Origin of the sequence: Thermohalobacter berrensis (assembly GCF_003609645.1) — a bacterium.
GTDB lineage: Bacteria > Bacillota > Clostridia > Tissierellales > Thermohalobacteraceae > Thermohalobacter > Thermohalobacter berrensis.
Genome location: NZ_MCIB01000001.1, coordinates 102,409 through 128,875 on the forward strand (window position 1 = coordinate 102,409; position 26,467 = coordinate 128,875).

General features: G+C 28.8%; 29 protein-coding genes. 27 read left to right on the plus strand and 2 right to left on the minus strand.

What is annotated here, in order from left to right; all coding sequences use genetic code 11:
- The first annotated feature begins 7 nt into the window (after window positions 1-7).
- Window positions 8-586 (plus strand): orotate phosphoribosyltransferase, encoded by a 579-nt coding sequence (pyrE, locus tag BET03_RS00530; RefSeq protein ID WP_120166151.1) that lies wholly within the window; start codon window positions 8-10, stop codon window positions 584-586.
- Window positions 587-596: 10 nt separating this feature from the next.
- Here pyrE and BET03_RS00535 read toward each other — a convergent pair whose 3' ends face one another.
- Complete coding sequence (locus BET03_RS00535; protein ID WP_120166153.1) at window positions 597-2,372, minus strand: Rqc2 family fibronectin-binding protein; 1,776 nt, start codon at window positions 2,370-2,372, stop codon at window positions 597-599.
- Between the two features lie 184 nt (window positions 2,373-2,556).
- On the opposite strand from BET03_RS00535, the gene dapF reads away from it, so the two are divergent.
- The 20 genes from dapF (at window position 2,557) to BET03_RS13525 (ending at window position 20,016) form a co-directional block, all read left to right on the plus strand.
- Window positions 2,557-3,390, plus strand: a complete 834-nt coding sequence (dapF, locus tag BET03_RS00540; protein ID WP_120166155.1) for a diaminopimelate epimerase — start codon at window positions 2,557-2,559, stop codon at window positions 3,388-3,390.
- Window positions 3,391-3,465: 75 nt separating this feature from the next.
- Window positions 3,466-4,347 carry a YicC/YloC family endoribonuclease gene (locus tag BET03_RS00545; RefSeq protein ID WP_120166157.1) on the plus strand — a complete coding sequence of 294 codons (882 nt, stop codon included), beginning with the start codon at window positions 3,466-3,468 and terminating at the stop codon, window positions 4,345-4,347.
- Window positions 4,348-4,363: 16 nt separating this feature from the next.
- Window positions 4,364-4,636 carry an extracellular matrix/biofilm regulator RemA gene (gene remA / locus BET03_RS00550; RefSeq protein WP_120166159.1) on the plus strand — a complete coding sequence of 91 codons (273 nt, stop codon included), beginning with the start codon at window positions 4,364-4,366 and terminating at the stop codon, window positions 4,634-4,636.
- Between the two features lie 14 nt (window positions 4,637-4,650).
- Window positions 4,651-5,256 carry a guanylate kinase gene (gene gmk, locus BET03_RS00555; protein ID WP_120166161.1) on the plus strand — a complete coding sequence of 202 codons (606 nt, stop codon included), beginning with the start codon at window positions 4,651-4,653 and terminating at the stop codon, window positions 5,254-5,256.
- A gap of 1 nt (window position 5,257) precedes the next feature.
- The gene (gene rpoZ / locus BET03_RS00560) at window positions 5,258-5,467 is read left to right on the plus strand and encodes a DNA-directed RNA polymerase subunit omega (protein WP_120166163.1); all 210 of its coding nucleotides are present in this window, start codon (window positions 5,258-5,260) and stop codon (window positions 5,465-5,467) included.
- A gap of 14 nt (window positions 5,468-5,481) precedes the next feature.
- On the plus strand, window positions 5,482-6,681 hold the full coding sequence (coaBC, locus tag BET03_RS00565) for a bifunctional phosphopantothenoylcysteine decarboxylase/phosphopantothenate--cysteine ligase CoaBC (protein ID WP_120166165.1): 1,200 nt from the start codon (window positions 5,482-5,484) through the stop codon (window positions 6,679-6,681).
- A gap of 64 nt (window positions 6,682-6,745) precedes the next feature.
- Window positions 6,746-9,220: a primosomal protein N' gene (priA, locus tag BET03_RS00570; RefSeq protein ID WP_120166167.1), complete on the plus strand. Its 2,475-nt coding sequence runs from the start codon at window positions 6,746-6,748 to the stop codon at window positions 9,218-9,220.
- A gap of 13 nt (window positions 9,221-9,233) precedes the next feature.
- Entirely contained in the window at window positions 9,234-9,686 is a 453-nt protein-coding gene (def, locus tag BET03_RS00575; protein WP_120166169.1) for a peptide deformylase, read from the plus strand.
- Between the two features lie 11 nt (window positions 9,687-9,697).
- Entirely contained in the window at window positions 9,698-10,627 is a 930-nt protein-coding gene (gene fmt, locus BET03_RS00580) for a methionyl-tRNA formyltransferase (RefSeq protein WP_120166171.1), read from the plus strand.
- Between the two features lie 15 nt (window positions 10,628-10,642).
- Window positions 10,643-11,395 (plus strand): DUF116 domain-containing protein, encoded by a 753-nt coding sequence (locus BET03_RS00585; protein ID WP_120166173.1) that lies wholly within the window; start codon window positions 10,643-10,645, stop codon window positions 11,393-11,395.
- Between the two features lie 3 nt (window positions 11,396-11,398).
- Window positions 11,399-12,100 (plus strand): zinc metallopeptidase, encoded by a 702-nt coding sequence (locus tag BET03_RS00590; RefSeq protein ID WP_120166175.1) that lies wholly within the window; start codon window positions 11,399-11,401, stop codon window positions 12,098-12,100.
- Window positions 12,101-12,142: 42 nt separating this feature from the next.
- Entirely contained in the window at window positions 12,143-13,489 is a 1,347-nt protein-coding gene (rsmB, locus tag BET03_RS00595) for a 16S rRNA (cytosine(967)-C(5))-methyltransferase RsmB (protein ID WP_120166177.1), read from the plus strand.
- A gap of 62 nt (window positions 13,490-13,551) precedes the next feature.
- Window positions 13,552-14,595 carry a dual-specificity RNA methyltransferase RlmN gene (rlmN, locus tag BET03_RS00600; RefSeq protein WP_279230295.1) on the plus strand — a complete coding sequence of 348 codons (1,044 nt, stop codon included), beginning with the start codon at window positions 13,552-13,554 and terminating at the stop codon, window positions 14,593-14,595.
- Between the two features lie 36 nt (window positions 14,596-14,631).
- Window positions 14,632-15,366 (plus strand): Stp1/IreP family PP2C-type Ser/Thr phosphatase, encoded by a 735-nt coding sequence (locus BET03_RS00605; protein WP_120166181.1) that lies wholly within the window; start codon window positions 14,632-14,634, stop codon window positions 15,364-15,366.
- Window positions 15,367-15,380: 14 nt separating this feature from the next.
- Window positions 15,381-17,390 carry a Stk1 family PASTA domain-containing Ser/Thr kinase gene (gene pknB / locus BET03_RS00610; RefSeq protein WP_120166183.1) on the plus strand — a complete coding sequence of 670 codons (2,010 nt, stop codon included), beginning with the start codon at window positions 15,381-15,383 and terminating at the stop codon, window positions 17,388-17,390.
- Window positions 17,391-17,402: 12 nt separating this feature from the next.
- The gene (rsgA, locus tag BET03_RS00615) at window positions 17,403-18,278 is read left to right on the plus strand and encodes a ribosome small subunit-dependent GTPase A (RefSeq protein WP_120166185.1); all 876 of its coding nucleotides are present in this window, start codon (window positions 17,403-17,405) and stop codon (window positions 18,276-18,278) included.
- A gap of 1 nt (window position 18,279) precedes the next feature.
- Entirely contained in the window at window positions 18,280-18,942 is a 663-nt protein-coding gene (rpe, locus tag BET03_RS00620; RefSeq protein WP_120166187.1) for a ribulose-phosphate 3-epimerase, read from the plus strand.
- A 1-nt stretch (window position 18,943) separates the two neighbouring features.
- Entirely contained in the window at window positions 18,944-19,579 is a 636-nt protein-coding gene (locus tag BET03_RS00625; protein ID WP_120166189.1) for a thiamine diphosphokinase, read from the plus strand.
- Between the two features lie 116 nt (window positions 19,580-19,695).
- On the plus strand, window positions 19,696-19,860 hold the full coding sequence (locus tag BET03_RS13520) for a hypothetical protein (RefSeq protein ID WP_183108650.1): 165 nt from the start codon (window positions 19,696-19,698) through the stop codon (window positions 19,858-19,860).
- A 12-nt stretch (window positions 19,861-19,872) separates the two neighbouring features.
- Window positions 19,873-20,016 carry a hypothetical protein gene (locus BET03_RS13525; protein WP_183108651.1) on the plus strand — a complete coding sequence of 48 codons (144 nt, stop codon included), beginning with the start codon at window positions 19,873-19,875 and terminating at the stop codon, window positions 20,014-20,016.
- 45 nt (window positions 20,017-20,061) lie between these two features.
- Here the strand turns inward: BET03_RS13525 and rpmB are convergent, their stop codons facing one another.
- The gene (gene rpmB / locus BET03_RS00630; protein WP_120166191.1) at window positions 20,062-20,253 is read right to left on the minus strand and encodes a 50S ribosomal protein L28; all 192 of its coding nucleotides are present in this window, start codon (window positions 20,251-20,253) and stop codon (window positions 20,062-20,064) included.
- A gap of 181 nt (window positions 20,254-20,434) precedes the next feature.
- On the opposite strand from rpmB, the gene BET03_RS00635 reads away from it, so the two are divergent.
- From BET03_RS00635 to BET03_RS00660, 6 genes are all read left to right on the plus strand, one after another.
- Entirely contained in the window at window positions 20,435-20,791 is a 357-nt protein-coding gene (locus BET03_RS00635) for an Asp23/Gls24 family envelope stress response protein (protein ID WP_120166193.1), read from the plus strand.
- A gap of 18 nt (window positions 20,792-20,809) precedes the next feature.
- Complete coding sequence (locus BET03_RS00640) at window positions 20,810-22,444, plus strand: DAK2 domain-containing protein (RefSeq protein ID WP_120166196.1); 1,635 nt, start codon at window positions 20,810-20,812, stop codon at window positions 22,442-22,444.
- Between the two features lie 126 nt (window positions 22,445-22,570).
- On the plus strand, window positions 22,571-24,643 hold the full coding sequence (recG, locus tag BET03_RS00645; protein ID WP_423246969.1) for an ATP-dependent DNA helicase RecG: 2,073 nt from the start codon (window positions 22,571-22,573) through the stop codon (window positions 24,641-24,643).
- Between the two features lie 211 nt (window positions 24,644-24,854).
- Complete coding sequence (gene rsmD, locus BET03_RS00650) at window positions 24,855-25,415, plus strand: 16S rRNA (guanine(966)-N(2))-methyltransferase RsmD (RefSeq protein WP_120166200.1); 561 nt, start codon at window positions 24,855-24,857, stop codon at window positions 25,413-25,415.
- A complete protein-coding gene (gene coaD, locus BET03_RS00655) occupies window positions 25,415-25,894 on the plus strand; it encodes a pantetheine-phosphate adenylyltransferase (protein ID WP_183108652.1) in 480 nt (159 codons plus the stop codon). Before rsmD ends, coaD begins: the two co-directional genes overlap by 1 nt.
- A gap of 4 nt (window positions 25,895-25,898) precedes the next feature.
- Window positions 25,899-26,345 carry an ATPase gene (locus tag BET03_RS00660; protein ID WP_120166204.1) on the plus strand — a complete coding sequence of 149 codons (447 nt, stop codon included), beginning with the start codon at window positions 25,899-25,901 and terminating at the stop codon, window positions 26,343-26,345.
- Window positions 26,346-26,467 lie beyond the last annotated feature (122 nt).

Genomic DNA, 26,467 nt, shown 5'->3' on the forward strand with positions numbered 1-26,467 from the left:
GATTTATATGGATAGAAGGGAAATACTTGAAGTATTTAAAAAAGCAGGAGTACTATTAAAGGGACATTTTCTATTAACTTCAGGGAGACATTCTGAAGAATATATACAGTGTGCTCAGCTGTTTAAATATCCAAACTACTCTGAAACAATATCTAAAATATTGGCAGACAAATTTAAAGATAAAGAAATTGATATTGTAATAGGACCAGCTATAGGTGGAATTATTTTATCCTATGAGGTTGCAAAACAGCTAGGGGTTAAAAGTATATTTGCAGAAAGAGAAAATGGTGTAATGACACTAAGAAGAGGTTTTAAAATAAATAAGGGTGATAGAGTTTTAGTTGTTGAAGATGTAGTAACTACAGGAGGATCTGTAAAAGAAGTTATAGATATTGTTAAGGAAAAAGGCGGAGAAATTGTAGGAGTTGGATGTATTGTAGATAGAAGTACTGGTGAAAGAAAGTTTAATGAAGAATTAAATTCAGTGATTAAATTTAATATTGAAACATACAACAAAGATGAATGTCCTCTTTGTAAGAAGGATATACCAGTTGTAAAGCCTGGAAGTAGAAAATTAAAGAAATAAAAGGTAGAGGTTAATCCTCTACCTTTTTGATTTTATTTACTTCTGTCTTTTTTGGAGTAATATAAATTGTATTATTATTATCATATATTACCATTCCTGGTTTAGCTCCATTAGGTTTTCTTACATTTTTTCTTTCTGTATAGTCAACAGGTACATTACTTGACATTTTACCTTTACTATAAAATGCAGCTAATAGTGCAGCTTCTTTTAGAGTGTTTTCTGGAACTTCTTCTCCTTTAGATTTTACTATAACATGTGACCCTGGTATCTCTTTTGTGTGTAGCCATATATCTTCTTTATTAGCAAATTTAAGTGTGAGGTAATCATTTTGTTTATTGTTTTTACCTACATATATGTCATACCCATCGGAGGATATGAAATGGTAAGGATTAGAAGGAGCTTCTTTTTTCTTTTTTCTATTTCTTAACTTAGACTTTATATAACCTTCTTTTATAAGCTCTTCTCTTATTTCATCTATCTCAGATGGATCAGAACAGTTTTCAATACTTACTAGTATGTTTTCTAAATAATCTATTTCATCCTTTGTATTAGTAATTTGTTTTGAAACTTCTACATGGGCATTTTTTAACTTGTTATACCTTTTATAATATTTTTGGGCATTTTCTGCTGGGGTTAACCTAGGGTCTAGATTAATTTTAATTTTTTCCCCTTTTTCACTATAGAAATTTTGCACTTCTACATTAGAATCTCCTTTATTAATATGATATAGATTAGCCATTATTAAATCTCCATATATTTTATATTTTTCTCTTTTTTCAGCATTTAAAAGTTCTTCTTTTTGTTTAGCTAATTTTTTAAGACTTCTATCTAACTTTGTATTGACTAGTTTTTTTAGTTCAATTGATTTTTGTTTTAACCTATCTAGCTTATCCCTAGTATAGTAGAATTTTTCAAGAACTTTACTTATTGAATGGATATATTCTTTTTTAAAATTGTTATATTGTTTTATATCTATGGCAGAAAAGGCTATTAGCTTTTGATTTTCTTCATCAAAAATTACACAAGGATTATAAAAGTTATTTTTAACATCTGAAATTACTTTATTAAATTCTTGATATAGCTTTTCTTTTTCTTCATTATTTAATAACGCTAATTGTTTACTTTCATCTATACCAGCTTTATAACATATCTCACGTCCAACTAATGGACTGATTCCTGTAAAAGATCTATATAAAAACTTATATATAACAGTACCATCATTAGCTGAATCTAATTCTTTAAAGAAGATATTTTTATCAATTTTCAAAGGATTTTTCTTGTTTTGAGAAGGAGGATAACTATACTTTAAACCAGGTAAAACTTGTCTAACACTACTTATATCTGGAGTAATTCTTTTTATTGCATCTATTATTTTCCCTGATTTTTTATCTACTAAGATAATATTACTATGTCTTCCCATTATCTCAATAACAATTTCCTTTACTGATATTTCTCCAAGCTCGTCTAGATTCTCAACTTCAATCTTTATTATCCTTTCAAATGAGGGCTGTTTGATATCTATTATCTTTCCACCTTGTAGGTGTTTTCTTAAAAGCATACAAAACATAGGTGGATTTAAAGGATTAGATTTAGTTAATTCTGTTAGATGAATTCTAGGGTTATTGCTAGCTGCTGATATAAATAATTTAAGTTTTTGACCTTTTTTTCTAATATTTATAACAATTTCTTCTCTTTCAGGTTGATAAACTTTATCAATTTTACCATTTAACATTTTTGATTTAAATTCATTAACCAATGAGTTGATTACAATTCCATCTAAAGCCATATTAATTCCTCCAAAATAAAATTATTTGATATTATATAATATATCATTTGCTTTCCTTTTTATCAAAGAAAGTAATTTTGAAAAACGAATATTAAATTTTTGTAACATTTAAAAGGAAATTCACATCTTTTTTTAGTATTTATATTATTATAATATTACTTACAACCTATATAGGAGGTTTGCTATGTTAGAATTTGCAAAGTTACATGGATTAGGAAATGATTTTATAGTTTTTGATGGTATTAAACAGAAACTGCCAAGCTACAATGAACTTGCAAAAAAAGTTTGTGACAGACATTTTGGAATTGGTGCAGATGGAATGATAATAGTAGAGGAATCTAAAAAAGCTGATATTAAAATGGTTTTCTTTAATGCAGATGGGACTGAAGCCCCAATGTGTGGAAATGGTATTAGGTGTTTTGCTAAATTTGTATATGATAATAATTATGTAAAAAGTAGGGACTTTACTGTGGAAACTTTAGCAGGTATAATGAGACCTAGGGTTTACATAGAAAACGACCTAGTATCAAAAGTAAAGGTGAATTTAGGAAAACCTATATTTGATACTAAAGCTATTCCTGTTGCTACTGAGGAAAATAAGTTTATAGATAAAGAGATAATTATAGATAATAAAAAGTTTAATATATCTGCAGTATCAGTAGGAAGTATCCATGCTGTAGTTTTTGTTAATAATTTAGATGATATTGATATAGAAAAAATTGGTCCAATTATTGAAAATCACAAATTGTTCCCTGACAAAATAAATGTAAACTTTTGTCAAGTCATTGACGAAGATAACATTAAAGTTTTAACCTGGGAAAGGGGAGTAGGGCAGACCTTGGCATGTGGTACAGGTGCTTCTAGTGTAGCAGTAATTAGTTCAATTGTTAATAATACTAGTAAGTGTGTAAATGTACATTTATTAGGAGGTACAGTAAAAATAGAACAGGAAGATGATGAAGTTTATATGACTGGACCAGCAAAACTTATATGTACTGGATTATATAATCTAAATTAAATAAGTGTATACTAAATTGACACAAGTGTAAATTATGATAAAATTGATTATAATAAGCTAGGAAGGATGAGATATATGATTAAGAGTATGACTGGCTTTGGAAGAGGTGAAAGTAAAGATGAAAATAGGCATTTTACAATAGAAATAAAGTCAGTAAATCATAGATATAATGATATAAATATAAGAATGCCTAAACATCTAAATCATCTGGAAGAAAAAATAAGAAGATTAGTAAAAAATAAGGTTAAAAGGGGTAGAATTGAAATATATATTAAATTAGAATATATAGGTGAAAGTGATATTGATGTTAATTATAATTTGTCACTTGCCCAATCATATAAAAGGGTCCTAGAAGAATTAAGTAGAGAGCTAAAAATTATGGATAGTATTTCAATAGAACTTTTAAGTAAATTTCCAGATGTTATCAAAACTGAGAAAAAAGAAGAAAATGAAGATGAGGTTTGGGAATGTTTAAGGGAAGGTCTTGAAGAGGCATTAAACAAGATGGTAGATATGAGAATAAAGGAGGGACAAGAGCTTGCTAAAGACATCAAAGAAAGGGCATTTAAGGTTAAGCAAATGGTATCAAAAATTGAGAAAAGAGCCCCAGAGGTGGTTGTTGAATATAAGGAAAAATTAAAAAATAGAATTAATGAACTCCTTGAAGAAAATTATGATTTAGATGAAAATAGATTGGAAAATGAAGTTGCTTTTTTTGCTGATAAAAGTAATATAGATGAAGAGATTGTTAGATTATATAGTCATATAAATCAGCTTACAAAGACATTAGATTCTGATATACCAGTAGGAAGAAAACTTGATTTTCTAATACAAGAGATGAATAGAGAAACAAATACGATTGGTTCAAAGGTTGGAGATATTGAAATTAAAAATAAAGTAGTTGATATAAAGAGCGAATTAGAAAAAATAAGAGAACAAATACAAAATATAGAGTAATTAAGGAGGTTATAATATGAGTATAAAACTTATTAATATAGGTTTTGGTAATATAGTTTCAGCAAATAGACTTGTTGCAATTGTTAGTCCTGAGTCAGCACCAATTAAAAGAATTATACAAGAAGCAAGGGAAAGAGGAATGCTTATTGATGCTACATATGGTAGAAGAACAAGAGCTGTAATTATTACTGATAGTGACCATATTATTCTGTCAGCTGTTCAACCTGAAACTGTTGCACATAGATTAGACAATAGAGAAAATAATGATGTTGAAACAAATAAGGAATAGAAAGAGGGACTAAAATGGAAAAAGGATTATTGATAGTTGTTTCAGGACCATCAGGTGCAGGAAAAGGGACTATATGTAAAGAGTTATTAAATAGAAATAAAGAAATAACCCTTTCAGTCTCGGCTACTACTAGGAAGCCAAGAGTAGGAGAAAAAGATGGGGTTAATTATCATTTTATAGATGAAAAAACCTTTGAAAAAATGATTGAGAATGATGAATTTCTAGAATATGCTAAGGTTTATAGTAACTATTATGGTACACCTAAGAAATTTGTATTAGAAAAGCTTAATAAAGGTGAAGATGTACTATTGGAAATAGACATACAAGGTGCCTTAAATGTGAAAAAAATATATCCAGATGGTGTTTTTATATTTATATTACCTCCTTCTATGGAGGAACTAAAAAAGAGGATAGAAAAAAGAGGTACAGAAACAGAAGAATCCCTACAAGAAAGATTTGGGAGTGCATATAAGGAAGTTGAATATGTTAAACAATATGATTATGCAGTTGTAAATGATGAGGTAGATTCTGCTGTAAATAAAGTAGAATCAATTATTATTGCTGAAAAAGCAAGAGTAGACAGACAAAAAGATATAATAAATAAATACAAGGAGGTATAATATGTTATATCCCTCAATTAATGATTTATTAAAGAAAGTTGATAGTAGATATTCTTTAGTTATGGTTGTATCAAAAAGGGCTAGACAATTGGTAGATGGTGAAGAGGCTTTAGTAGATGTAGATACAAATAAATCTGTTACAAAGGCTATCCATGAGGTTGCAGATGGTAAGATTGAATATGAAAAGCCTAATGTTAATGGATATAAATAATGAGGTGATTTAATTTGCTACATAATAAAAATATAGTTATGGGTGTTACAGGTGGAATAGCAGCATATAAAGCAGTTGATGTAGTAAGCAGACTTAAAAAGCTTAATGCAAATATTGATATAATAATGACTGAATCAGCCGCTAAGTTTGTAACACCTTTAACTTTTCAGACACTTTCTCAAAACAAAGTAACAGTTGATATGTTCGAAAGACCTAGAAACTGGGATGTTGAACATATATCGTTAGCTAAAAAAGCGGATATATTTTTAATAGCACCTGCAACAGCTAACATAATAGGAAAAGTAGCAAATGGAATAGCTGATGATATGCTCTCTACGACTATTATGGCAACTAAGTCTAAAGTAGTTTTTGCTCCAGCAATGAATACCAATATGTACAATAATCCAATTTTTAAGAGTAATATGGAAAAACTTAAAGGTTTAGGATATGAGTTTATAAAAACTGGTTCAGGAAGATTAGCTTGTGGTGATTATGGTGAAGGTAAAATGGCTGAACCAGAAGAAATAGTCGAATATGTTGTCAATAAATTTGCAAATAATGATTTAAAAGGTAAAAAAGTTGTTGTGACAGCAGGTCCTACAATTGAACCACTTGATTTAGTTAGATATTTGACTAATTATTCAAGTGGTAAAATGGGGTATTTATTAGCAGAAGAAGCAAAACAAAGAGGAGCAGATGTTATTTTAATAAGTGGGCCCACTAATACTAATCCACCTTGTGGAATAAAATTTGTGGAAGTAAAAACAACTAATGAAATGTTTAATGCTGTTGGAAAATATTTTAATGATTGTGATGTTTTAATTAAAGCGGCGGCTCCACTAGATTATAGACCAGTAAATGTTCAAGATAAAAAGATAAAAAAAGATAAAGACCAGATAAACATACAATTTATAAAAAATCCTGATATTTTAGCTCATTTTGGAAATAAAAAGAAAAATCAAATAGTTGTCGGGTTTGCAGCAGAAAGTGAGCAAGTTATTCAGTATGCACAAGAGAAACTTAATAAGAAAAATCTTGATTTAATTATTGCTAATGATATATCAAAAAAAGATGCTGGATTTAGAGCTGATACCAATATAGTATCAATAATAGATAGAAAAAGTAGAATTGAAGAATATCCAAAGATGACTAAAAAAGAACTTTCAAAGATAATTATAGATAAAATAATTTCAATTTTAAAGAGTAAAAGCTAGGTATAGCTATCTATACCTAGCTTTTAAAAATTAAGGATATTACCTGTCTTGAAAGGTTGATATGATGAACAAAAGACTTTTTGCTGATGTGATAGTGGATAATAAAAGTACAAAAACTGATAGACCATTTAGTTATTTAATACCTGATGAACATAAATTTACTATAAAAAGAGGAATGAGGGTCCTAGTTCCATTTGGATTTGGGAATAAACTAGTTGAAGGAATAGTAGTAAATGTTAAAAATAGCTCTGATGTTGATATAAGTAAGGTAAAAAGCATAGAGGAAATAATTGGTAACAAACCGATTCTAACAGAAGAGATGCTAAAACTAGGAATTTGGATGAAAAATAAATATTTAGCTCAATATATAGATGTTTTCAAAACTATTATGCCTACTGGAATTTCTAAAAAGTTAAAGCAATATGTAAGTTTAAATAATGGTATTAGCTTTGAGGAAATAAAAAATATCAAATCAGAAAATCAAAAAAAAATATTAAAGTATTTATATGATAATGGTGAAAGTAGTGTAGATATTTTAAAAAATAAATTAAAAATAAAAAATATTTCTTCAAGTATAAAAGCACTTGAAAAAAAGAATTTAATAACTATAAGAAGTATTTTAGCCTCTGAAGTTAAGAAAAAATATAAGAAATTTGTTTTTAGAAATTTTAATACATTTAATATACAAAAGGTGTTACAAAATATAAATAAAAGAGCCTTTAAACAACTAGAGATAATTAAATTTATGTGTAATAATGAATCAGTAGCATTAAATGATTTAATGATAAAAACCGAAAGTTCTCTTTCATCTGTTAAATCTTTAGAAAATAAAGGATATATAAAAATAGTAGAAAAGGAAATTAAGAGAAATCCAATAAATAAAAAAATACCTAGAACAAAAAAATTAGAATTAACAGAAGAACAGAAAAACTGTGTTGATACCATTTATAAAGATATTTCTGAAGGAAAAAATAATACATTTTTAATTCATGGGGTAACAGGAAGTGGTAAAACAGAAGTTTATCTACAACTTATAGAAAAAATGTTACAAAAAGAAAAACAGTCTATTGTATTAGTACCAGAAATATCCTTAACTCCCCAAACTGTTGAGAGGTTTGTAGGAAGATTTGGAGATAAAGTAGCTGTTTTACATAGCAAACTTTCATTAGGGGAGAGATATGACGAGTGGAGAAAGATTAGAGAGGGTAAAGTAAAGATTGTTGTAGGTGCAAGGTCTGCAATATTTGCTCCTTTTGATAATTTAGGACTTATAATTATTGATGAAGAACATGAAACAAGCTATAAATCTAGTATGAGCCCTAAATATGATGCAATTGAAGTAGCTCAAAAGAGATGTGAACTGGAAAATGCTACTTTAATCTTAGGTTCTGCTACACCTTCAATAGAAACTTATTATAAAGCTCAGCAAGGTGAAATTAAGCTTTTAACACTTTCTAAAAGGATTAACAATAGAAAAATGCCACCAATTGAAATTATAGATATGAAAGAAGAATTAGATAATGGTAATAAATCTATATTTAGCAAGAGCCTTTATGAGGCTATAAAAGAAAATTTACAAAACAAAAAACAAACTATATTATTTTTAAATAGAAGGGGTTTTTCTACATTTATATCTTGTAGAAAATGTGGTTATGTTGCTAAATGCAATAAATGTGATATTTCTCTTACTTATCATTTATCTGAAAATATTTTAAAGTGCCACTACTGTGGGTTAGCTAAAAAACCACCAACAATTTGTCCGGAATGTAAAAGTAAATACATAAAATATTTTGGAGTAGGAACACAAAAGGTAGAAGAAATTGTTAAGAGGACATTTCCAAAGGCTAGAGTTGCAAGGATGGATGTTGATACAACAATTAGAAAGGGAAGCCATCAGAAAATATTAGATAAAGTTAAAAATGGAGATGTAGATATATTAATAGGAACACAGATGATATCTAAAGGCTTAGATTTTCCTAATGTTACCCTAGTCGGAATTATTGCTGCAGATATTACTTTAAACTTACCAGATTTCAAATCTGCAGAGAGAACTTTTCAATTGATTACTCAGGTTGGTGGAAGAGCAGGAAGGGGAGAAACAGAAGGTAGAGTAATTCTTCAAACCTATGAACCTGAACATTACAGTATAAAAACAGCTAAAGAACATGATTATATAAATTTTTATAATAAAGAAATTGCTATTAGGAAAGAATTTGATTATCCACCATTTGTTGATATAATAAATATAATAATGGCAGATACAGATGAAAAAAAACTTTATAATACATGCTACAAAACTATTGATATATTGAAAGAAAAAATAGGTTATGAGAAAATAAAAAATGGTAATATAAAAATTTTAGGACCACATCCTGCTCCAATTTCAAAAATTAAAGGTTATCATAGATGGCAAGTTTTAATTAAGTGTAAAGGTAATCATTTAGCTTTTCTTAAAAAAATAATTAAAAAGGTTTTTATTAATACTACTTATGAAAATATAAAAGTCAGTATAGATATAAATCCAAATTCAATACTATAAAGGAGATGATAATATGGCAATAAGACAACTAAGATTTAAGGGAGATCCAATATTAAGAAAAAAGTCAAGAGAAGTAACTAAAATTGATGATAGGATAAAAATTCTTTTAGAAGATATGTTAGAGACAATGTATAAAGAAGAAGGTGTAGGGTTAGCTGCACCACAGGTTGGTATATTAAGAAGAGTTGTTGTAATTGATGTTGGGGATGGTCCAATAAAGCTTATAAACCCAGAAATAATAGAAGAAGATGGAGAAAAAATTGATGAGGAAGGATGTTTAAGTGTACCAGGTGAATCAGGAAAAGTAAAACGACCTGCAATGGTTAAAGTTAAATATTTAGATGAAAATGGTGAAGAACAAATAATAGAAGGAACAGGACTATTAGCAAGAGCATTATGTCATGAAATAGACCATCTAAATGGAATACTTTTCATTGATAAAATTATAGAAGCTGATGAAGAATAGAGGTGTTAATTATGAAGGTAGTTTTTATGGGTACTCCAGATTTCGCAGTTCCTACATTAGAAAAAATATATAATGAAGGTTATGATATTCCCTTAGTAATAACTCAACCTGATAGACCTAAAGGAAGGGGAAAAAAGTTATCTTCACCTCCTGTGAAGATTAAAGCTAAGGAGCTTGGTCTTGATGTATATCAACCACAAAATGTTAATGATAAAGAATGCATTACACAATTAGAAAAAATTTCTCCTGATGTTATTGTAGTTATTGCATATGGACAAATTCTAAAAGAGGATTTATTAAATTTACCTAAGTATGGATGTGTAAATGTACATGCATCTTTATTACCAAAGTATAGAGGGGCAGCACCAATTAATTGGGTAATTATAAATGGTGAGAAAAAAACAGGAATTACTACTATGTACATGGATAAAGGCCTTGATAGTGGAGACATTCTTTTAAAAGAGGGAATAGACATAAGGGAAGATGAAACTGCAGGTGAATTACACGATAGGTTAATGTATCTAGGTGCTGATGTTTTAGTAGAAACTTTAAGAAAGATAGAGAATGGTACATTAGAAAGAATACCACAAGATCATGATAAGGCAACATATGCACCTATGATGGATAGGAAACTTGGAAAAATAGATTGGGAAAAAAGTGCAGAAAAAATAAAAAATTTAGTTAGGGGAACATACCCATGGCCAGGGGCCTATACAAATTACAAAGGAAAAAAGGTGAAAATTATTGAAGTAGATGCAATAGATCAATTTAAAGAAGGTGAGCCTGGAAAAGTAGTAAAAGTTAGCGATGAAGGTATATATGTAAATGCTAAGGAAGGATGCATTGTTATTAAGAGACTACAATTCCCCAATAAGAGAAAAATGACTATAAGACAATACCTACTAGGAAATTCATTTGAGGAAGATGTAATATTACAGTAACAAGGTGTGAAATATATGAAAAGGGATGAAAAGAATTTTTTTACGTTACTTTTAACTATCATTTTTATATTAATTGGAGTGATTGGTCTAAATATTTACTTTCTATCTTTTAAAGAAGTAGAGACGTTGAAAATAATTTTGATAATTATTACAGCAACAATAGGTATATTTACTTTTGCAATTATCTGGAGTATATTTATAATATATAGGGTAATAAATGGCAAAAAAATATCAGCCTCTAATTATAGAGCCATAAAAAGCCTAATGGGAGTTTTATTTCCAATATTAATTGGAATATCAAAAATCTTTAAAATAGATAAAAATTCAATAAGAAGAGTTTTTGCTGAAGTAAATAATTTTTTAGTAATGACAAAAAATATTAAAGTAAGGAATAATGAAATATTAATTTTGTTACCACACTGTTTACAAGATTCAAAATGTGAATATAAAATTACAAATGATATAAATAATTGTAGAAGATGTGGAAAATGCGATATAGATTCTATTATAGAAATATGTAATAAATATAATGTAAAAGCAATTGTTGCCACTGGAGGAACACTAGCTAGAGAATGGATAAAAAAAACAAAGCCAAAGGCTATTATAGCAGTTGCGTGTGAAAGGGATTTAGCAAGTGGTATAAATGATGTTAAAATATTACCTGTGTATGGAATAACAAATGAAAGACCAAATGGACCTTGTTTTGATACAAAAGTAGATGTTAGAAAAATAGAAAATGCAATAAAAGACTTTTTAAAGGAGGGGTAGTTAATGTACCCATTTTTCTGGTTTGACCCTACAATGATTCTTTTATTACCAGCTATAATATTTGCTATGTATGCACAAGGAAAGGTTACTTCTACTTTTAGGAGATATTTAAGAGTTGGTAGTAGGTCAGGATATACAGGCGCTCAAGCTGCAAGAAATATACTAGACCGCAATGGTCTACATGATGTTAGAATTGAAATGATAGGTGGTAACTTAACAGACCATTATGACCCTAGAAGTAAGGTATTAAGATTGTCAAGGAACGTTTATAATGGCACATCGATTGCGTCAATTGGAGTTGCTGCCCATGAAGCAGGTCATGCAATTCAACATGCTAAAGGATATTACCCGTTAATATTAAGAAACAATATAGCTCCAATTGCAAGTTTTAGTTCTAGATTTGTATGGTTTTTAATATTTGCAGGGTTGTTTATACCTGGAATAGAAATATTTGGATTTAATCTTTTGCATCTAGGAATATTATTATACCTAGCTGTAATTGCATTTCACGTTGTTACATTACCAGTTGAATTTAATGCAAGTAATAGGGCAATTGCCCAACTAGAAGCTGGAATATTATCAAGAGAAGAAATAAGACCTGCTAAAAAGGTATTAAATGCAGCAGCATTAACTTATGTAGCAGCAACATTAACTGCAATAGCACAACTTATGAGATTAATTTTAATTAGTAGTAGAAGAGATTAAAGGGGGTTTTCCCCTTTTATTTTTTTGATGGAGGTATGAAATATGGGTAAAAATTCTCGTCAGATTGCACTTAGGGTTTTGTATGAAATAAATGAAAAAAAAGCATACTCAAATATATCTTTAAATAAAAATATTGATTATGATGTAGGAAATATTGATGATTCTTTTATTAGAGAGTTAGTTTATGGAGTCTTAGAAAATAGATTATATATAGACCATATTATTAAGCAATTTTCTAAGGTTAAATTTAAAAAGATTTCACCTATGATAAGAGAAATATTAAGAATGGGGATTTATCAAATAATTTTTATGGATAGAATACCTGATAGTGCTGCTTGTAATGAATCTGTAAAATTAGCCAAGAAATATGGGCATAGAGGTGTTTATGGGTTTGTAAATGGGGTCTTAAGAAATATTGTAAGAAACAAAAACAATATTAAGTTACCTAATAAGAGTAAAAAGCCTATTGAACATCTATCATTAAAATATTCCCATCCTAAATGGATGGTTGAAAGGTGGATAGCAGAGTATGGCTTTGATTTTACTGAGAGCTTACTAGCAGAAAATAATAAGAAGCCTAAACTAAATATTAGAGTAAATACATTAAAAATCACAAGGGAAGAGCTTATGGATATTTTAGAGAGAAAGGGGTTAGAAGTACAAAAAACTAAGTATGCTAATGATGGTATTATAGTTGAAAACCCGAAAAAAATAACAAATTTAGAAGAATTTAAAAATGGATTTTTTCAAATACAAGATGAAAGCTCTATGCTAGTTGCTCAGATAATGGAACCTAAGGAGGACAGTTTAGTTGTAGATGTTTGTAGTGCCCCAGGTGGCAAGGCTACACATCTTGCTCAAAAAATGAATAATAAAGGGAAAATAATTTCTAGAGATATATATGACCATAAATTAAACTTAATAAATAAAAGTGCTAAAAGATTAGGAATAGATATTATAGATACAGAAAAATTTGATGCATTAAAAATAGATGAAAAATTAATAGGAAAGGCTGATTTTTGTTTAGTTGATGCTCCTTGTTCAGGATTGGGATTATTGAGGAGAAAACCTGATATAAGATGGAATAAAAATAGAGATGACCTAAAAGAGATTGCTTCTTTACAATATAAAATTTTAAAGAATGCTAGTAAATACTTAAAACCTGAAGGAACATTAATATATAGTACTTGTACTATTGAAAAAGAAGAAAATATAGAGTTAGTTAAAAGATTCTTAGAAAAAAATAGTAACTTTAAGTTAATAGGATTTGATCATTTAATTAATTATAAAGAAAACTTAGATACTCTTAAGGATGGATATATAGAATTATATCCTCATATTCATAGAACAGATGGCTTTTTTATTGCAAAGTTAATAAAATTAAGTTAATAGATAAAAATATACATAGTATGATATAATTAAAAGATGAAATTATGGATTGGAGGGATTTTTTGAATAAGATAGATTTAAAATCCTTCAACTTAGAAGAATTAAAAAAACTAATGGTTGAAATTGGCGAAAAATCATTTAGAGGACAACAAATTTTTAACTGGATTCATCAGAAGAATGTTGAATCCTTTCAAGATATTACTGTCCTCAGTAAGGAGTTAAGGGACAAGCTAGAGAACAAATATAAAATAACTAATCTAAAAATATTTAAAAGATTTGATTCTAAAATAGATAATACTAAAAAATATCTATTTTTATTGGAAGATGGAAATATTATTGAAAGTGTAATGATGGAATATAAACATGGAGTTAGTGTATGTTTGTCTACTCAAGTAGGCTGTAAAATGGGATGTACATTTTGTGCATCTACTAAAGATGGCCTTATAAGAAATCTAACTACTGGGGAAATTCTTGATCAAGTCTATAAAATTCAAAAAGATTTAAATATAAAAGTTAGTAATATAGTTTTAATGGGAAGTGGAGAACCACTAGATAATTATGAAAATGTATTAAAATTTTTAAGAATTATAAATCATAAACATGGTCAAAACATTGGCTATAGACATATAACTTTATCTACTTGTGGAATTGTACCAAATATTTATAAGTTAGCAGATGAAAAGCTACCAATCACCTTGTCAATTTCACTTCATGCTACTAATGATAATGAAAGAAAAAAAGTAATGCCTATAACATATAAATATAGCATATCAGAGGTAATAAAAGCATGTAAATATTATATAGAGAAGGTAAACAGAAGAGTTACATTTGAATATACACTTATCAAAGGAGTTAATGATACTAAAGAAAATGCTAAAAAATTAGCTAATTTATTAAAGGGAATGTTATGTCATGTAAACTTAATTCCCCTTAATCCAATAAAAGAAGTAGACTATAGAAGTTCTAACAAAAAATCAGTTAAAAATTTTAAAAGGGAATTAGAGAACAGAGGAATTAAAGCTACAATAAGAAGAGAAATGGGTAGAGATATTAATGCAGCATGTGGACAGTTAAGACGGAAATATATGGAATCAAAAAAGGATTAACTGGAAAAGGATTTTTCTATATGGTGAGGTGAGTTTATGCAAGTAGGTGTATGTACTGATGTTGGGGAAATAAGAAAAATTAATCAAGATTCTTTTTTCTATTCAGATTTAGATCAATTTCCACTATTTGTTGTAGCAGATGGTATGGGAGGTCATAATGCAGGTGAAGTAGCAAGTCGCAGAGCAGTTGAAATAGTTAAAAAAATATTTTATGATAATAAAGAAAAATTATTAAATAACGATATTGAAGTATCAGAATTTATTAAGAATACTCTAAAAAAAGCAAATTTAATAGTCTATGAAGAAGCACAGAAAAAAGAAGAATGTTATGGTATGGGAACAACAGTAACTATGGCTTATATATATGATAATCGACTATTTATTGGACATATTGGTGATAGTAGAGCCTATTTATTTAGGAATAATGAGTTAATACAATTAACACAGGATCATTCATTGGTTGCTGAGTTAGTAAGAAAAGGGAGTATTACAAAGGAAGAGGCTATTAATCATCCCCAAAAGAATATTATAACTAGAGCCTTAGGGACGGAAGAAGATATAGAGATAGATATTATTAGTAAGGATTTAATAGAGAATGATATTATATTATTATGTACAGATGGGTTAACTAATATGGTTAGTGAAGAGAGAATAAAAGAAATTTTACTTTTAAATAAAAATTTACAAGATGCATGTGATGAGTTAACAAAAACTGCTAATGATTTAGGTGGTTTTGATAATACAACTGTGATGTTAATAGGAATTGAGTAGAAAGAGGTGAAGAAATGATAGGCAAGATACTAGGAGACAGGTATGAAATCATTGAAAGAATTGGCGGAGGCGGAATGGCCTTAGTATATAAAGCTAAATGTCGACTTTTAAATAGATATGTAGCTATAAAAGTTCTAAGGACTGAATTTACTAATGATGACGAGTTTATAAATAAATTCAAAAGAGAATCTCAGGCTGCTGCTAGTCTATGTCATCCCAATATAGTAAATATATATGATGTAGGTGTTGAGGATAATATACATTATATAGTAATGGAATATGTTAAAGGAAAAACTTTAAAACAGCTTATTAGGGAGAAAGGGAAATTAAGCTATGAGGAAACATTAGACATTGCTACTCAAATTACTGAGGCTATAAATCATGCTCATAAAAATCATATAGTCCATAGAGATATCAAACCACATAATATTTTAATAACTGATGATGGAAGGGTAAAAGTTACTGATTTTGGTATAGCTAGAGCGGCAACTAGTACTACTGTCACTAACACTAGTAATGTTATAGGGTCTGTACATTACTTTTCACCAGAGCAAGCTCGAGGTGGATATACTGATGAGAAATCAGACATTTACTCATTAGGAATTGTAATGTATGAAATGATAACAGGCAGAGTACCTTACCAAGGGGAAAGTCCAATATCTATTGCATTAAAACATATTCAAGAAGATATAATACCGCCTAGAGAAATTGATAAATCTATACCAAAGAGTATTGAAAAAATAATATTAAAATGTGTAGAGAAAAATCAGTCTTTAAGATATGAAAGTGCAGGAGAGGTTCTAAAGGATTTACAGAAAGCTAAAAGTTCTTCAGATGGAGACTTTGTTGAATTTAAAAACCTAGATGATTCTCCCACAAGAGTGATGCCAGCAATAAAAGATGAAAAAATAGATAAAAAGAAACAGAGTAGTAGAAAAAATAAAAAGTCAGAAAAAAAAGAAAAAGGCAAAAAAAGTAATTATATTACAGCCATAGCGATAGTCTTAGCATTTCTAATTACATCTGGGTTAGCAGTAGGTTTCATTGTTGTTAAAGACTATTTATTTACAGAAGAGGTTGTAATGCCACAAATAGTAGGAATGCATGAAGATAAAGCAAGGGAGAAAATAGAAAGCCTTGGGCTTGAATTTAAAGTGAAAGGTAGAAGATATGATGATACCTATAAAGAGGGAGTTGTTATTTCACAAAGTGAAGAGCCAGGCTATAAGGTTGTAGTAGGTTATCCTATAGAAGTATATGTAAGTAAAGGACCTAAAACTGTAGAGGTTCCTAATTTAACAAATAAATACTATAGTGATGTAGAAATAGTTTTAAATAATGCAGGATTAAAAATGGGAGAAGTTGTTTTTGAAAATAGTGAAATTCCAACTGATATAGTTATAGAGCAAAATCCTAAACCAAATCAAAAAGTTCCAGAAGGAACAAAAGTTGATATAGTTGTTAGTGAAGGACCAGAAATTTCATATATTATTATGCCAAAGCTTATTGGATTAGATATTGAAAAGGCGAAAAAAGAGATAATATCTAAAGGTTTTTCAATTGGAGAGATAAAATATGAATACAATGATGAATTTGATAAAAATGTAGTTGTTTGGCAAAGCTATCCTGCCGGTACAGAAATTGAAGAAAATACTTCAATTGATTTAATTGTTAGTAATGGAACACAAATATCAAATGATGAGGAAGACCAAAATGGACAGGATAATGTAAATACAGACAATGACTCAACAAATACTACAGAGTCAGAAAATGGAGATAAAGAGAAGAATGAAGAGGAAAATAAGGAGACAGCCCTTCATATAAACATACCTTTACCACAGAATAAAGATGAAGTTGAGGTTAAAATATATAAAATCCAAGATGGAATAAAGGAATTAATATACAGTAAAGTTCATGAAACAAAAGAAGAATGGATAGCTGTAACAGTTTCAGGTAAAGGAAAAGCCAAGTTTGCAATTTACTTTGATGGTGAATTATATAAAGAAAAAGAGATTAGCTTCTAGAGGAGGTAGTTTATGGAAGAAGGCATAATTATTAAGGGAATTGGGGGATTTTATTATGTAAAAGTAGATGATAAAATTTATGAGTGTAGAGCTAGGGGGGTTTTTAGAAAAAAGAAAATAACTCCCCTTGTGGGAGATAAGGTAAAAATTAGAATAAATGAAGAGGACAATTCAGGTTATATAGAAGAAATTCAAAAAAGAAAAACTGAACTTATAAGACCTCCTGTGGCAAATGTTAACCACGCAGTTATAGTTTTCGCAGTTAAAAAACCTGACCCTAATTTGTGGTTATTAGATAGATTTTTATTGTTGGCAGAATCACAAGATTTAGATATAACAATTTGTTTTAATAAAATTGATTTAGTTGATGAAAAGGATACACAAGAATTTATAAACATTTATAAAAAAGCTGGATACAGGATTTTAACAACAAGCTGTAAAACAGGCAAAGGGATAGATCGGTTAAGAGAGATATTAAAAGATAAAATAACAGTCTTTGCTGGACCTTCAGGAGTAGGAAAATCCACTTTGTTAAATAATGTACAACCCAATCTACAGTTAAAAACAGGAGAAGTAAGTCAAAAAACTAAAAGAGGTAGACATACTACAAGATGTGCTGAATTATTAGAGCTAAATATAGGTGGTTGGGTAGTAGATACACCTGGTTTTAGTTCATTAAAAATAGATTACATTGAAGATGATGAATTAGGGCTTTATTTTAGAGAAATAAATGACTACAGTGTAGATTGTAAATTTACTGGTTGTAGACACTATAAAGAGCCAGGTTGTGCAGTGAAAGAGGCTGTTGAAAATGAAGCTATAAGTAAATTAAGGTATGAAAATTATCTTAAATTTTTAGATGAACTAAAGAAAAATAGGAGGTATTAAAATGGCTAAACTTGCCCCTTCGGTATTATCAGCTGATTTTAGTAGATTAGGTGAAGAGATATTAAAAGTAGAAAAAGGTGGAGCTGACTATATACATTTAGATGTAATGGATGGCTTATTTGTGCCTAATATTACAATTGGTCCACCTGTTATAAGAAATATAAGAAAAATTACAGATTTACCATTTGATGTTCATTTAATGATCGAAAAGCCAGAAAGATATATAAAAGATTTTGTTGATGCAGGAGCGGATATTATAACAGTACATGCAGAATCATCAGTTCATTTGCATAGAACAGTACAACAGATTAAATCATTTGGAGTAAAAGCAGGTGTATCATTAAATCCTTCGACTCCACTGGAAAATATAAAATATGTTCTAAAGGATATTGATATGATCTTAATCATGACAGTAAATCCAGGTTTTGGTGGACAAAAACTTATTCATTCTATGGAAGAAAAAGTCAGGGAAATAAGAAAAATTATTGATTCTAATCAACTTGATATTGACATACAAGTTGATGGTGGAATAAAGCCTAATAATGTAAAAGAGGTTATTGATTGGGGAGTAGATATAGTTGTTGCTGGATCTGCAATTTTCAAATCAGAAGATGTTATAAAAACAACCAAAGAGTTTAAGCAATTGATTGAAAAGAGTGATTAACATGAAAACACTTATAATTTCAAATGGAGATATAAAAGATTATGAGGTTCTAAAAAATGAAGCCTCCAAAGTAGACTTTATAGTGTGTGCAGATGGAGGTGCAAAGCATTTATTTAAGGCTAACTTAAAACCAGATGTTATTGTTGGTGATTTAGACTCAATTACAAATGAGGCCTTAGGAAAATATAGGGAAGAAGGAATAAAATTTGTAAAATTTCCTGCTAAAAAAGACAATACTGATACTGATTTAGCAATAGATTATGCATTACAAAAGGGAGCAAATGAGATAGTTTTATTAGGAGCAACAGGTACAAGAATTGACCATACATTAGCAAATATATTTTTATTGTATAAACTCCTAAAGAAAGGTGTTAAAGCTAAAATTATAGATAGTCATAACGAGATTTATATTACAGATAATAAGTTAAAGATAAGTAAAGATATAAATACCTTTGTTTCAATTATTCCTTTTTTAGGAGACGTAGAGGGAGTTACTCTGAAGGGATTTGAGTATGAAACAAATAATATTGATATTAAATTTAGCTCAACATTAGGAATAAGTAATAAAGTTATTTCAGATAAGGGAAAAGTTAAAATTAAAGATGGGGTATGTTTAGTTATCAAATCTAGAGATTAAAAGCTGCTTAATGCAGCTTTTTTTATATGAAAAGAGATAAGAATAGTCTATAATGTAACATAATCTTTTTAAATGAATAATATAGGTATATATGGACCTTTAAAGGAGTGATATAAATGAGGAAAATTATACTTACTAGAAGTATTAGAAAGGTCCTGGGAATAGTCTTAGCTGTTATTGGCGGCTTTATAGTAATATATGTTGTTCCATTAAAAATATGGGTTCTTATATTAGGTTTTTTACTAATTTTTTTAGGCTGGACAATTTATAGAATGATATAGGGGTTGGTTTATATGAAGGGTTTAATTAGGATTATAATGACATTAGTGGTTATTATAGCTTCAATATACTTGATTTATGTACTTCCTAAATGGATAACGTTAGCTTTTCTCGGAATAAGTCTTATGGCAATAGGCTGGGAATTATATAGTATTTAGCAAAAAAGTAAAACAGGCTTCCAAATTCAAGGAAGCCATATATTATTAAAGAGCTCTCTCAACTTTACCAGATCTTAAACATCTTGTACAAACACGAATTTTCTTTGGAGAACCATCAACGATTGCTTTTACTCTACGTAAATTTGGACGCCAAGTTCTTTTATTATGACGATTTGAAAAGCTTACTTTATTTCCAGTTGCTTTACCTTTGCCGCATACGTCACATTTTCTTGCCATGATTTACACCTCCCTAATTGTTCTATGAATTCTACTCTAGAAACATTACTATTTTAACATATATACGAATATTTTTGCAATAACTAGATAAGAATATGTAAAAATTCATATTGTTCAGTAAGTTGAATACAGAATAATAATAGGGTAGAATATATATATAACCTACTAAAGGAGGATTTTTATGCCTGGAAAAATAAATAATAAATATGGTTCAATTGTTATTGATGATTCTGTTATTGCTACAATAGCAGGATTAGCAGCTATGGAATGTTATGGACTTGTTGGAATGTCAAGCAGAAATGCTACTGATGGTTTAGCAGAATTATTAAGAAAAGAACATCTAACTAAAGGTGTTAAAGTTAGCACTGAAGATGATTCAATCATAATCGATTTACATATAGTAGTACAGTATGGGACGAAAATTTCTGTTGTTGCAAATAATATTATAGAAAAGGTAAAATACAATATAGAGAAATTTTTAGGCTTAAAAGTAAAAAGGGTTAACATTAATATACAAGGTGTAAGAGTACAAAAGTAGATTAAGGAGGTACTAAGGTTGAAAATCGAATATATAGATGGTGACATACTAAAGAAAATGATTATAGGCGGAGCAAACTACTTAGAAAAAAATAAGACAGTCGTAGATGATTTAAATGTTTTCCCAGTACCAGATGGTGATACTGGAACCAATATGGCATTAACTATGCAGTCAGCAGCAAGACAAGTAAAAAAATCAAATGCAAATAATATTGAAGATATAGCTAAAGCAGCTTCAAAGGGTTCATTAATGGGAGCTAGAGGAAACTCTGGGGTTATCCTTTCACAACTTTTTAGAGGTTTAGCACAAGGTTTAACAGGAATCGAAAAGGCAAATACAAAAGATATAGCTAGAGCCTTTAAAATGGCTTCTGATACAGCTTATAAGGCTGTTATGAAGCCTATTGAGGGTACTATACTAACAGTTGCAAGAGAATGTGCAGAAAAGGCTGAAGAATTAGCAAAAGAAGAAAATGACATTAAAATCTTCTTAGAAGAGGTTATAAAACATGGTGATGAAACCCTTAAAAAAACACCTGAAATGTTAGATGCTTTAAAACAAGCTGGGGTAGTTGATGCTGGAGGAAAAGGATTACTTTATATTTTAATAGGTGCATTAAAAGCTGTAACTTTTGACGATGATGAGTTTTTTGATGAATTAGATGAATATCTTAAAGCAGATGAAGAAACAAAAGAATATACTGAAGAAGCAGATATTAAATTTGGATATTGTACTGAGTTTATCATAAATAGTAAAAATGGTGATATAGAAAAATTAAAAGACGAACTAACTAAGTTTGGAGATTCAATGTTAGTTATTGGTGATGAAGAACATATAAAGGTTCATATTCACACTAATAATCCAGGTGAAGTATTAGAAAAGGGGTTAAAAATTGGAGAATTAACTAATATAAAAATTGATAATATGAGATATCAACACAAAAGTAAAGTAGTTGATGAAAAACATGTACAACAAAATCAAGAAGATGAAATGAAGAAATATAGTATAATAACAGTTGCAATGGGTGAAGGAATAAAAAATGTTTTTAAGGATCTAAGGGTAGACTATGTTATTTCAGGTGGACAAACTATGAATCCAAGTACAGAAGATATTTTAAAAGCTGTAGAAAATGTAAAGGGTGAAAATATAATTATATTACCTAATAACAGTAATATAATCTTAGCAGCAAAACAGGCCAAAGAATTAAGCAATAGAAATATTGAAGTGGTACCAACTAAAACTATACCTCAAGGTGTTACAGCTTTATTATCCTTTGATGAAGACCTTGATCTAGATGAAAATATTGAGAATATGGAAGAGGCTATAAAAGAAGTAAAAACTGGAGAGGTAACATTTGCAGTTAGAGATACTACAATTAATGGTAAAGAAATAAAAAAGGATGATGTAATAGGAATATCTGAAGGTGAAATAAAATCAATTGGTAATGATATTAGAGAAGTTTCAATGGACCTATTAAGAAATATTATAGATGAAGATGAAAATGATTTAATAACCATATTTTATGGAGAAGATATTAGTAAGGAAAAGGCAGAAGAATTAGGGGAATTATTAGAAGAAGAAATGGAAGAGTGTGATATTGAAGTAGTTTATGGAGGTCAGCCACTTTACTACTATATATTTTCAGTGGAGTAAAAGTAGTTAGGCATTATGCTTAGCTACTTTTTTATTTAAGTTTAACTATAACAATTACTTGATTACTTACTTGGTTGCTTGGAAAATATTCTTTTTATATAATAAATATAAACATATGTTCTAGGGGTGAAGAATTTGGAAAATTTAAATACATCAATCCAATATGTAAAAGGTGTTGGCCCAAAAAGAGCAAAAAAACTTAAAAGGCTTAACATAAAGACTGTTGAAGATATGCTTTATTACTTTCCAAGAACCTATGAAGACAGAAGAAAATTAAATAGTATAAAGGAATGTAGAAATGGAGAAAAGGTAAATTTAAAGGTAATCGTATCTGGTTCTCCAGTAATATATAGACCAAGAAGGGGACTTTCCATAACAAAGGTTCCTGTAAAAGATGAAACGGGATTAGCCTTTTTAGTTTGGTTTAATCAAGAATATATGGCAAAAAATTTTAAAATAGGTGAGATTCTAAGGGTTAATGGAAAAGTAAAAATTGCCTATAATGAAATTCAAATACAAAACCCTGTATTTGACAAAAATGATAGAAAAGGGGAAAAGGTAGGAAAGATAATACCAATATACCCCTTAACAGAAAAGTTAAGTAATAATGAAATGATTAAGATAGCTAATAATGTTTTAAAAAATTACATAGATAAAGTTGAAGATTGCCTTCCTGATGTTATTAGAAAAAATTTTAATTTAATTTCTGTAAATGATGCTTTAAAAAATATTCATTTTCCTAAGGACAGGAAATGCTATATAAAAGCAAGACAAAGACTAGTATTTGAAGAGTTATTAATACTGCAACTAGGGTTGTTAATGATAAAAGAAAATTATAGTAACAATAAAAATGGTATAAAATTTAATAAAGTTGATGAAATTAAAAAGTTTATAAATACACTTCCTTTTGAATTAACTAATGCTCAGAAGAGAGTATTTAAGGAAATTGAACAAGATATGGAATCAGATAAGCCTATGAATAGACTAGTCCAAGGAGACGTTGGATCAGGGAAGACTATTATTGCTGTACTTTCAATGTTAAAAGCTGTTATGTCTGGATATCAAGCTGTCATGATGGCACCTACTGAAATTTTAGCCACACAGCATTATGAAAGTATAAAAGAATTTTTAAATAATTATAATATTGAAATAGAGTTATTAGTGGGTAGTGTGCCTGATAAAAGGAAAAAAGAAATACTTAAGAAAATAAAAGAAGGGAAAATAGATATTGTAGTTGGAACACATGCATTAATACAAGATACTGTAGAGTTTGATAAGTTAGGTCTTGCAATAACAGATGAGCAGCATAGATTTGGGGTAAGACAAAGGGCTAAATTGACACAAAAAGGTTTAAATCCAGATGTTTTAGTAATGACAGCTACTCCGATACCTAGAACTTTAGCACTAATTTTATATGGGGATTTAGATATATCTATAATTGATGAACTTCCACCAGGAAGAAAAAAGGTAGAAACATATGCAGTTAATAGTAAAATGAAAAAAAGAGTATATGATTTTGTAAAAAAACAAATAAAAGAAGGAAGACAAGCTTATATTGTTTGTCCATTAGTAGAAGAATCTGATTCTTTAGATATAAAATCTGCTACAGAGCTATATGAAGAGTTAAGTAATGAGTATTTTACAGATTTGAGATTGGCACTTTTACACGGTAAAATGAATGCAAAGGATAAAGATGAAATAATGGCTAAATTCAAAAACCATGAAATTGATATACTTATTTCAACCACCGTAATAGAAGTCGGAGTAAATGTCCCTAATGCAAATATAATTGTAATTGAAAATGCAGAAAGATTTGGATTGGCACAGCTTCACCAGTTAAGAGGAAGGGTAGGAAGAGGAAAATATCAGTCATATTGTATATTAATAAATGATAGTAATAGTAAAGTTGCTAGAGAAAGAATGAAGATAATGGAAAGAACAAATAACGGGTTTGTTATTTCAGAAAAAGATTTAGAAATTAGAGGTCCCGGAGAATTCTTTGGAACTAGACAACATGGAATTCCTGATTTAAAAATTGGTAATATTTTTAGAGATATGGATATGTTAAAACAGGCTCAAAAGTTGGCACTTAAAATACTAGAAGAGGACAGACATCTACAATCTGAAAAATATAAAAAGATTAAGAATAAAATAATTAATCTTTTTAAGGATAAAATAAAAGATATAAGCTTTAATTAATAAAAAAGAAAGATGTCAAAAAGGCATCTTTCTTTTTATTAATTTAGTTGGGAGAGGAGAATTTTAAGGAATAGTTTTAGGGGAATTTTCTTCTATGTACATATTATTTGTTTTTTAAAGTAAAATATACAGTAACAATTTGTAAAAAAATATTTAATTTTGTACTAATTTTGATATTGTGCTAAAATAATGGTATTAGAGAGGTGAAAAAATGAGAGTAATAACTGGAACAGCTAAGGGACATAAATTAAAAGCTCCTAAAGGACTTGAAACAAGACCTACAACTGATAGAATTAAAGAATCTTTATTTAATATATTAGGTAAAATTCCTGGAAATAGTATTGTACTAGATTTATTTTCAGGAACAGGAAATATAGGAATTGAATTTTTAAGCAGAGGAGCTGATGAATGTTATTTTATTGACTATAGTTCAGAGTGTATAAAAATAATTAAAGAAAACCTTTCAAATACAAAACTATTAAATAAGTCATATGTTTATAAAAATAAAGTAGGTAGAGCAATAGAAATTCTTGGAAAAAAGAATGTAAAATTTGATTTTATTTTCATGGATCCACCTTATAATAAAGGCTTTGCTGAACCAACACTAAATAAAATCGCAGAGCATAAAATCATAAAACATAATGGAATAGTAATTGTTGAACATAGAACCAATACTATTTTACCCGAAAAAGTACATAATTTAATAAAAGTTCATTCAAGGGAATACGGAAATACAACTATTTCTTTTTATAAAGCAGAGGAGGAAGTATAATGGTTGTACTCTATCCTGGAAGTTTTGATCCAGTAACAAATGGACATCTTGATATTATCAAAAGATGTTCTAAAAAGTTTAATAAAGTAATAGTGGCAGTATTAAATAATCCCTCAAAAAAGCCAATGTTCACTGTTGAGGAAAGGGTAAAGCTATTACAAGAAGTATGTAAGGATTATGATAATGTAGAAATTGATTGTTTTTCAGGCCTTTTAGTTGATTATGCAAAAAAAAGGGATATATCAGCTATAGTAAAAGGCTTAAGGGCAGTTTCAGATTTTGAATATGAACTACAAATGGCATTAATGAATAGGAACTTAGATAATGATATAGAAACATTATTTTTAATGACAAGTGCAAAATATTCGTTTTTAAGTTCAAGCTTGGTAAAGGAAGTTGCAAGGTTTAATGGTGATATATCAGATTTAGTACCTAAATCAGTAGAACAAGCAATAAAAGTAAAGATAAAGGGGGAATAAGGATATGGAAGTAATGGATCTTTTAGATGAAATTGAAGATATTCTTGATGAAAGTTCTTCTATACCTTTTGCAGGAAAAGTATTATTAGATAAAGAGGAATTATTAGAAATAATAAAAGAAATAAGAATTAAACTACCAGATGAAATAAAACAGGCTGAATGGATAAAAGAAGAAAGACAAAAGATTTTAGCAGAAGCTCAAAACGAAGCTGATACAATTATTAATGAAGCTAAATTACATATTGAGGAAATGGTTGAGGAAGATGAAATAACAAAGAAGGCTCAAGAAAGAGCTGAAGAAATAATAAATAAGGCCAAAAGTAATGCAAAGGAGATAAGAATAGGAGCAAGAGAATATGCAGATGAACTACTAAAAAATGTTCAAGAACAATTGAAGACACTTATAGATACACTAGATAAAAATAGAGAAGAACTAAAAGGTTTAAAGTAAGAAGGTTCCAGATTATGGAGCCTTTTTTTTGTTTGAAAATATACTATTATTACAAAATATGTAAAAGGATTTGTTGTTTACCATATAATGTAATATAATTAATTTGTAGTTAACTTAAATTT